Source organism: Rhodopirellula maiorica SM1 (assembly GCF_000346295.1).
Taxonomy (GTDB): domain Bacteria; phylum Planctomycetota; class Planctomycetia; order Pirellulales; family Pirellulaceae; genus Novipirellula; species Novipirellula maiorica.
Genome location: NZ_ANOG01000833.1, coordinates 1 through 8,063 on the forward strand (window position 1 = coordinate 1; position 8,063 = coordinate 8,063).

At 54.9% G+C, this 8,063-nt stretch carries 8 protein-coding genes; all 8 read right to left on the reverse strand.

Translation table 11 applies throughout. The features are described 5' to 3' along the window. Nucleotides 1–1,460, reverse strand: a 1,460-nt coding sequence (locus RMSM_RS26890; protein WP_008704279.1) for a protein adenylyltransferase SelO, incomplete at its 3' end; no start/stop codon positions are given. Between the two features lie 42 nt (nucleotides 1,461–1,502). Next, the gene (gene msrA / locus RMSM_RS26895) at nucleotides 1,503–2,060 is read right to left on the reverse strand and encodes a peptide-methionine (S)-S-oxide reductase MsrA (RefSeq protein ID WP_008704281.1); all 558 of its coding nucleotides are present in this window, start codon (nucleotides 2,058–2,060) and stop codon (nucleotides 1,503–1,505) included. Nucleotides 2,061–2,496: 436 nt separating this feature from the next. Continuing rightward, entirely contained in the window at nucleotides 2,497–4,404 is a 1,908-nt protein-coding gene (locus tag RMSM_RS26900) for a LamG-like jellyroll fold domain-containing protein (RefSeq protein ID WP_008704284.1), read from the reverse strand. 81 nt (nucleotides 4,405–4,485) lie between these two features. Next, nucleotides 4,486–5,580, reverse strand: coding sequence for a DUF1559 domain-containing protein (locus RMSM_RS26905; protein WP_008704286.1), 1,095 nt, complete (start codon nucleotides 5,578–5,580; stop codon nucleotides 4,486–4,488). Between the two features lie 213 nt (nucleotides 5,581–5,793). Further along, nucleotides 5,794–6,258 (reverse strand): peptidase associated/transthyretin-like domain-containing protein, encoded by a 465-nt coding sequence (locus RMSM_RS26910; protein ID WP_008704287.1) that lies wholly within the window; start codon nucleotides 6,256–6,258, stop codon nucleotides 5,794–5,796. Nucleotides 6,259–6,528: 270 nt separating this feature from the next. Beyond that, nucleotides 6,529–7,605, reverse strand: a complete 1,077-nt coding sequence (locus tag RMSM_RS26915) for a hypothetical protein (RefSeq protein ID WP_144057992.1) — start codon at nucleotides 7,603–7,605, stop codon at nucleotides 6,529–6,531. Next, entirely contained in the window at nucleotides 7,602–7,730 is a 129-nt protein-coding gene (locus tag RMSM_RS43485) for a hypothetical protein (RefSeq protein WP_008704292.1), read from the reverse strand. Before RMSM_RS43485 ends, RMSM_RS26915 begins: the two co-directional genes overlap by 4 nt. 133 nt (nucleotides 7,731–7,863) lie before the next feature. Beyond that, nucleotides 7,864–8,063: hypothetical protein (locus RMSM_RS43025; protein ID WP_236622317.1), on the reverse strand; the 200-nt coding region annotated here is incomplete at its 5' end.

Here is an 8,063-nt window from a genome sequence, read left to right on the forward strand (position 1 = left end):
TACAGTTCTTCGATCAGCGATGTGTCGCCCTGATCGGCCGCGTCGATAGCCAATTGCGCCATGTAATTGCGAAGTACGTACTTTGGATTGACACGGTTCATTTGTTCACGACGCAGTGAATCGGTTTGCGAATCCTGGTTCAATCGATACAGGTACTTGGCAAACCAATCACGCCATGACTCGAGCACCTCGCCGCTCAGTTGCTCGGCAGCATAAAAGGCATCGCGAACCGGGGTAAGAAAACTGCTGCCGGTGTCGCATTCGTCCGACTTCTTGATGTTTCCGAGCAAACGAAAGAAGATCGTCATGTCGGTTTCGGTTAGCTGTAAGACCGCATCCAGTTGGTCCAGGAGTTCTTCGTCGCCTTGAATCACCTCGGCGAGCCCGATCTTGTTGGCTTGCATGCGTGTGAATTCGCGATTGAAGTCGTGCTGGTACTGTTGCAGCGCGGATTCGAATGGTGACGCCTCACCGACGATGGGGTACATCGCGTTGGCCAATTGGACCAAGTTCCAAAGTGCAATTTGTGGCTGGTTGCCAAACTGATAGCGTCGATGTGTGCGGTCGGTCGTGTTGGGCGTCCAGTTGGGATCGTAGCCTTCGAGCCAGCCATACGGGCCATAGTCAATTGTGTCGCCATGGATTGACATGTTGTCGGTATTCATCACGCCGTGAACAAAACCGACTCGTTGCCAATGCACCATCATCGTCAGTGTGCGTTGGCACACGGCGTGAAAGAAATCGCCGTAACCAGATTGGGTTCCGGTTTCGATTTCCGGGTAGTAATGGCGAATCGTATAGTCCGCCAATTCACGTAGCGTTTTGAGATCGTTTCGCGAGGCAAAGATTTCGAAATTGCCAAAGCGAATGAAGCTGGGAGCGACCCGGCAAACCACGGCCCCGGTTTCCATTGCGGGGTTGCCATCGTACATGACGTCTCGCAGCACTTGATCGCCGGTAGTCAATAGACATAGCGATCGCGTTGTCGGAACTCCTAAGTGATGCATCGCTTCGCTGCACAAATGTTCGCGGACCGACGAGCGAAGAACGGCCAAACCATCGGCAGTACGTGAATAAGGGGTTTCGCCGGCCCCTTTTAGCTGCAGCGTCCAGTGTTTGCCAGCATGTTCGACTTCGGCCAAGTTGATCGCACGGCCATCGCCGAGTTGTCCTGCCCAGGAACCAAATTGGTGTCCGCCGTAACACATCGCATAGGGACGAGTTCCTTCGATCACTTTGCCGCCGCTGAAGACATCACGGAATTCGTCGCTGCGAAGGTCGTCGGGCGTCAATCCGAGCATCTCAGCAACGTCGCTAGAAAAGTGCAGCAACTGTGGATTGCTGGGGACGCGTGGCGTTACAAAGGAAAACGCAGCTCCGGTGACTTGGCGGCGTGAAGGAGTTTGCACCGCGTCGGCGGGAAGTTGCTTGTTGAAACGATCATCGATATTCAAACGCATAGAAATGGTGACGTTTTTGGCTTGCAGGGCACTCGGGTTGATTTAAGCTTGTTTCAGTTTGTCGCGGAACACCTCCGTGAACTTATCCACTTTCGGGCGAATCACAGCTTGGCAATAACCTTGGTTGCCATGTTCGTTGAAATAGTTGTGATGATCGGTTTCGGCGGGATAGAATTTTGTGAATTCGGCAATCTCGGTCACAATGGGAGCCGAGAAGACCCCCGCATCGTCCAATTTTTGCTTGAAGTGCTCGGCCTGCTGTTTTTGTGATTCGTCGTGATAGAACACTACTGATCGGTATTGCGTGCCGACATCGGCGCCTTGCCGGTTCAACGTCGTTGGATCGTGCGTTTTCCAAAACACTTCCAGCAGTTCGTCAAAACTGATGACACTAGGATCGAATTGGATCTGGACGACTTCAGCGTGCCCGGTCGTGCCGGTGCAGACTTGTTTGTAAGTCGGATCGTCAACATGGCCACCGGAGTAACCCGACATCACCTGTTCGACGCCCGCAAGCCGTTGAAAGACGGCTTCGGTGCACCAAAAGCAGCCATTGCCAAAAGTCGCTAGTCGAAGCGAAGGTTGATCGGTATCTGTCATCAGTTAGCCTTGTGTATTCTGAGTAGTGGACGAGGTGACAAGTCCTGCTTCCATTGCGACGTCCGGGCAAGCTCACGAGTCTTCACAAAGCAAGCTCACGAGTCTTCACAAAGATTTTACGTGAAGGGCAATGGTATTTATAGCGGTGTGGCGCGGGGCCCGCCCGGTCCCGATCCAACGCATTCCCCGCTTCAACCGGACGGCTCACGCCCAATGCCATCTACTTTGGCACTAAACGGGTGGCGTTTATAGCGGTGCGGCGCGGGGCCCGCCCGGTCTAAACCGAACGTTTTACTCGCCTCAACCGGACGGGCCCCGCGCCGTGCCGCTACCAAAGTAGATGGCATTGAGCTCGCGGCGTGCCGCTACCAAAAAACGAATGCACCTCCGAAGCCCGGCCGCGCGACGGGGCTCTTTTCGGGTGACTCGAGACGCTCTATTTACGCAGCGTGACGGTGTCAAACAGTTGGCCCTGCAAATCATAAGATTTCAATTGCAGTTCCGATCCGTTGACGGCAACGAAGACAAAGTGGTGTCCGCGTCGCACCGTGTTTTGAAACGGAGGGCGAATCGGACCTGCTTGTTCCAAGTGGCCGCCACCCCCACCGGTAATCATATAGATGGTGCCCGAATTGTCGTGAGGACGCTTGTCGCGAATTTTCCAGGTCCGTTCGTAAGAATGGATATGTCCATTCCAGACGATGTCGACGCCAAAGCGGTCAAACAACTCCGTCATCGGTCGAATCCGCAGGTCACCCCAAGTGCTTTTGCCTTTCCATAGATCGCCATAATCGTTTTCGTCCGACGAATAGGCGGGATGATGGAAACTGACAAACGTCCAAACCACTCCGCTGTCTCCTGATTCCTTTTCCTGCTCCAGCTCGCTGAGTTGTTTCTCGAGCCACTGGTACTGCTCGCTTTCCGGACCCATTTCCTTGTTGGAATCAAGCATAAAGAACGCGGCGTTTCCATAGCGGTACGTGTAGTAATATTCAGGCGGTGGCAAATCCATGTAGCGGTAGTAATGATCCGCATTCCGTTCGTGGTTTCCCAAAACCGGGTAAAACGGAACTCGCGAGATCAGCGGATTCAAGCTGGCAAAGAACTGGTACGTCCATTGGTTCTTGACGGTACCGGTCGAGACAAGGTCGCCTGGGATCACCAAAAAGTTTGGACGTAGCCCCCAAGCCAGTTCGCCGATCTTGCCACTCACCTCTGGGTTTCCTTGCGTGTCCGAGATCACGGCGAACGCATAAGGGGTCTCGGGCAACGAAGCGGTTTGAAACGACAGAACTTCACTTTGGATGGTCTGTTGCGTTTCCGAGTCGATTGCCGTGACTTGATAGTAGTACCCCATTTCGGCTTCGAGGTTCTCTAGGACGGCGGTTTGCAGCATCCCGTCCGTCGAAGTTGCTGCGACGGTATGCTCAAACGCGTCGGTCTGGCCATAGCGGACGCTAACCTCGCTCGTTTCGTTGCATTCGCACAGCACGCGGATACTGTTGTGCGTTGCGAATTGCAAATAAGGAGCGACTAAGAACGCAAGCGGTTGTCGCGGCTTGGCGGTTGCTGGAAGTACCGCCCATTCCTTTTGATGCTCAAAGTCATGTTCGATCCAAGCCCCGCGAGCGGCAAGGTCATAAACCGCGATTTTAGCCAATCGTCCTTGCAACGCAAATCTTTCGTCACGGTCTAGATAGGCGCCCACCGCGAGTGTCGCGTCCTGGGGATACAGGATATCACCGTGCTGGACGTCGGTCTCTGCTTCCAATTTGCCGTTGACCCACAACTGCATTGTCACTCCGTCGTAAACGCCGGCGACGTGGTACCATTTGCCCGTGGCGATTTTGGTCGTGCCCTGCAAATAGGTCATCAATCCGTCACCATCGTCGGCTCCTTTGCTGGCGACACCAAACGTAAACGTTTGTTCGTTGTAGCCGAGAACCCAGCCCGCTTCCTCGCCACCGTTGTCTTGGATCGCCGAGACGATGCCGCCGTACTGCGTCAACGAATCCAGTGAAACCCAAGACGCGACAGTGATCGTTTTCGTCGGAAGTTTGGCCTGCAAATCGGGCCAAGCTTCTGTGGCCGTGAAATAGGTTTGTTGTCCATCGAGCCGAATTGCGTTGAGACCGTCGGCATTATCCAAGCGTGGGGTCCCCGTCGCTCGTAGATGCGGCCCCAGTTGGCTCGTGAGAACACCGTCTTGAAAAAATGGTTTTCCAAAGACCCAGTGGGCCCGCGGGTCGGGGCCATTGTGGGCATGGGCCGATGTGCAAGTGACGCCGCAAACGAGCGTTACTGCAACGGCAAACCAGGTTGGCAATCGAAGAGCAATGTACATGGGGAAGATTTTTTTGGGAGGGAAAGGAGGTGAAGGCCGAGCGATCTGCTATGGCGTTATTAATGGTGCCGAACAAACGAGCTACGGTTCTGAAACCACTTCGCCGCCGTCACGCGTGCCCAGAGCGGAAAACAAAATTTGGTCGATCGATTCGGTTAGAAAGCGGACCGAACCGTCGCCGTAACAGAATTGAGCACCGCCAGGGTGCTGGCTGCTGAAGCTGACCTCATACGCGCCCCATTCAGGTGAATCATCGGCGGTGGGGATGTCAATCGGTTTGGGGTAGTTGATCTGGACCGCGGTGGATCCGCCCATTTCGGACCAATCGGTTCCTTCCCAGTTATCAAAGTCGTCGCCGCCGATCGCCCAGTGATCCTTGCGTCCGGAGTTCGCATTTTCGGCGGTCGACGCGATCGAAGCCAACTCGGGATCCGGTTCGGCTTCACCCAACATCAGTGTGTTGGAGAGTCCATCGATGACGTCGCGAAGCTTGGTTCCGCCGCCTGGCCCCCCTTGCGCGATGCGGGATTTGTCGAGTGGCCGAGTCTGGATCATGCCATCGAGTTCCGAGTGATGTTTTGTCGTTTGCCCGTCGCCCCAAGTCGGCAGATTGTCACGTCCCCATCCGAGTGCGGGTTTCCAGTCGTTGGGCTGGATCCCGGTCACGACGGCCAAATAGTTCGCCGGCGCGCGAGCAGCAACAAACCACGGTGGCGAATAGACCGAGGCGTCAAAGACCCCTTCGGGGGCGATCGACGAAGGGCATCGCATCACACTGATCGACGTTTCACAAGCGGCCACCTGGCGATCACGAGGATTAGAGGAATCGAGCGAAGCATCCTCCAGTGCGGCTCCGGCAGCCCAGTTGGTCGAGCCAAACGTCAACGCTTCGTACAGGTTGTTTTGTTCACAAAACGGCATCACAAACGCGCTCCAGTGCCCGCCCTCTTGCGCCTCACCCAACATCGGCAATTGGTCTTGATACGTGCTGGCAAAGTTGTGGGTGGCCAATCCCAATTGTTTCAGCTTGTTGCTGCACTGCATCCGCCGAGCGGCTTCGCGAGCCGCCTGGACCGCAGGTAGTAACAGCCCGACAAGGACGCCAATGATGGCAATGACCACGAGTAATTCGACAAGCGTAAATCCTTGCCTGCGTTCAGTCAAAGGATGTTTCATCGTAAGGTTTCCCAAATGTGAAAGGGGGGTAAATGGTTTGGCAAAAAGGTGTCTGTAAGTCTCCGTCGCATCGCTCGCAGAGGAAAACCGCCAACGACTTGTTGATGTATTGAGCCGAGACGCGTCAGCGGCCGGGTCTCACGCCCGACCCGGTGCCTTACGACCCACGGCTCACGATCATTCGCTTATCACTGTAAAATGCCGTCCAAAGCGTTAGGACGTTTTCGCGGGGATATCGAATTCGAAGCGGTTTTCAGCCGAGCTTTGGACTTCAAACTCAAGCCCGCTAATGCCCCCTTCGGCATAGGCGGGCGGGACCAATTCTTCGGTGACCAAACTGCGATCGTCATCTTGTTTTTCGTCGGTCGATCCGATCACTTTCCCGCCCCGGCTGACGATACAAGTAAAGCTGACTTTGTAGGTTCCCGCAGCCAAACCGGGGCCTGCGGTCGAACGTAGTGAGAGGTCGCCTTTGGCATCGGTTTCACCAACCCCGAGGTTGTATTTTGTCACCGCGTCGTCGAGTGGGCGAAAGTAAACGATTAGACGTTCGTAGGGTTTGCCGCCTAAGGTGATATGCCCGCTGATCGGATGTAGTGCGGGTTCTGTATTGCATCCGCTCAGGCATCCGCAGAACAGGATGGCCAAGGCTATTTGCCGATAGTGGATCGATCTCATCGCTCAAGTGCTTTTCGTTGTTGTCGTGATGTATTGCCTTTCACTGATGGGTAGTGTTTTACAATCGCGATGTGAACGCCTCGCGGAGAGCACGTTGAGATTAGATAAAGAGTTGTGGTGTATTGCGTTACCCACGCCGTAGGCCGGATCAAAGTCGCTGCCAAGCGACGCAGATCCGGCGGACGCGAAAGTGATGTCAACTTCGTTGCCGCGGCCCGAGCCGGATTCCCGCTCCGCTGTGATCCGGCCTGCATCGCTGCAATTCTTCGCTCAATCGACAAACGATTCGATTCGGGCGCGGTTGTCGAGTTGCAATAGCGTTAACGTTTCGCTGACAATCCGGCGACTCTCTTTGCCATCGACTAGCAACAGATCGACGTAGCTTTCGTGCAATCCGAAAGCCCCGCCGAGAGTTTGTCCGCTGAGCTCTTTTGCGAGCGAATCGGTCAAGATGTCTTCGATGTTCGCACGGACATCGGATTGTTGGCCTTCGGGGAAAATCGAGCTGTCGATGGCAATATAAATCAGTTCCGCACCGGTGTTTGCAAGTGGATTCTCGCTCAGCTTTCCGTTGTTATCGATGCATTCAGACACCAATCGAGGAATCAAACTCGATCCGACCACTGTGTCGCCACGCGGTGTCGATTTGGTTTCTTTCAATTGATACACGGTATACGTATCCAGTGGTGGCAGTTTTTCCCATTGGTGATACGTGTTGACTCCCGAGATGAATTCGGGCAGCTCCGAGAGCGACCGCGTGTAAGCATCTGGGGTGAATGGCTCGATCTTGATCTCGCCCAGCCACATCTGGGTGCCAAATTCGCCGAGCACTTCATCGACCAGCAGGAACAGGATCGTAAAGTGCTGGGATTTTGGTACCGATTCGAGCACGGGATGCCATGCGATGATATCGATTTTTTGACGTTCGTCATCGACGTGGGTGCGAATTTGGAAGCCGTCCACATTCACTCGCTTGCCTTCGTCGACCGCGATCGCGAATCCTTTGACGAATTCGGCCGGTGTGGCTTGGCGAGAGGCATGGAAGTTCCATTTGGGAATCTCCGGAGCGCGTTGCAACCAGTATTCTGCCAGCAGTTGTTTGGTGATCTGGCCTTCGCCGGAGAGCGTGAAGGAGTGGCCGCCATTTTCACCGGGCCCAAAGACCCAGCTCAATCCAGGGATCGTCGCTTCACAGAACTCGGCGACCTCATCGACGAGGTCACCACATTTTCCCGCTTCAATGGTCTGAAAAAATCGCTCAGCAACGGTGGGATACCACTGCCAAAATTTTGTCACGCGTTGTTTAAAGGTATCCGTGTTCTCATCTTGGCTTACCGAATCCGTCACCACACCACCACTGCTCGTGAAAGGAAGATGTTTTCCTGCTGTTCCATTATTTGCAGCGATGTGCCAGGCATATCGATTCCAGCGTATCGATCCAGACGCACCGCAGGAGCGTCAGTGTAAGCCATCCACCCGCACCCGTCGAATCAGCGAGCGACGAATGTAGCCGGCGTCCCCGAGAGTCGTCGCTCGGTCGTCCGAGCAGTTCGCAGCGGTGATGCCAACTCAGGCTGCCAACTCGCATCGCGATCGCTGGTGTCTTCACCAAGAATCAGAATGCAGATCGACTGGAACGGAAGGGCCGAGAAATGCTGCAAAGCGTTGGCCGAAGCCGCCAACGACTGCCTCGCAGGGAGACAGCTTGTAATAGGCAGCGAGCGATAATGGCTTACAACGCGGCGAGGATCTCAGCGGATGTGCTGCGGCCTCGGTGCGTTTCGCTGATTTTGGCGAACGTGATC

Coding starts and splice junctions, on each gene's coding strand:
- msrA (WP_008704281.1), bottom strand. CDS start 2,060: ATGACAGATACCGATCAACCTTCGCTTCGACTAGCGACTTTTGGCAAT.
- RMSM_RS26900 (WP_008704284.1), bottom strand. CDS start 4,404: ATGTACATTGCTCTTCGATTGCCAACCTGGTTTGCCGTTGCAGTAACG.
- RMSM_RS26905 (WP_008704286.1), bottom strand. CDS start 5,580: ATGAAACATCCTTTGACTGAACGCAGGCAAGGATTTACGCTTGTCGAA.
- RMSM_RS26910 (WP_008704287.1), bottom strand. CDS start 6,258: ATGAGATCGATCCACTATCGGCAAATAGCCTTGGCCATCCTGTTCTGC.
- RMSM_RS43485 (WP_008704292.1), bottom strand. CDS start 7,730: ATGGCTTACACTGACGCTCCTGCGGTGCGTCTGGATCGATACGCTGGA.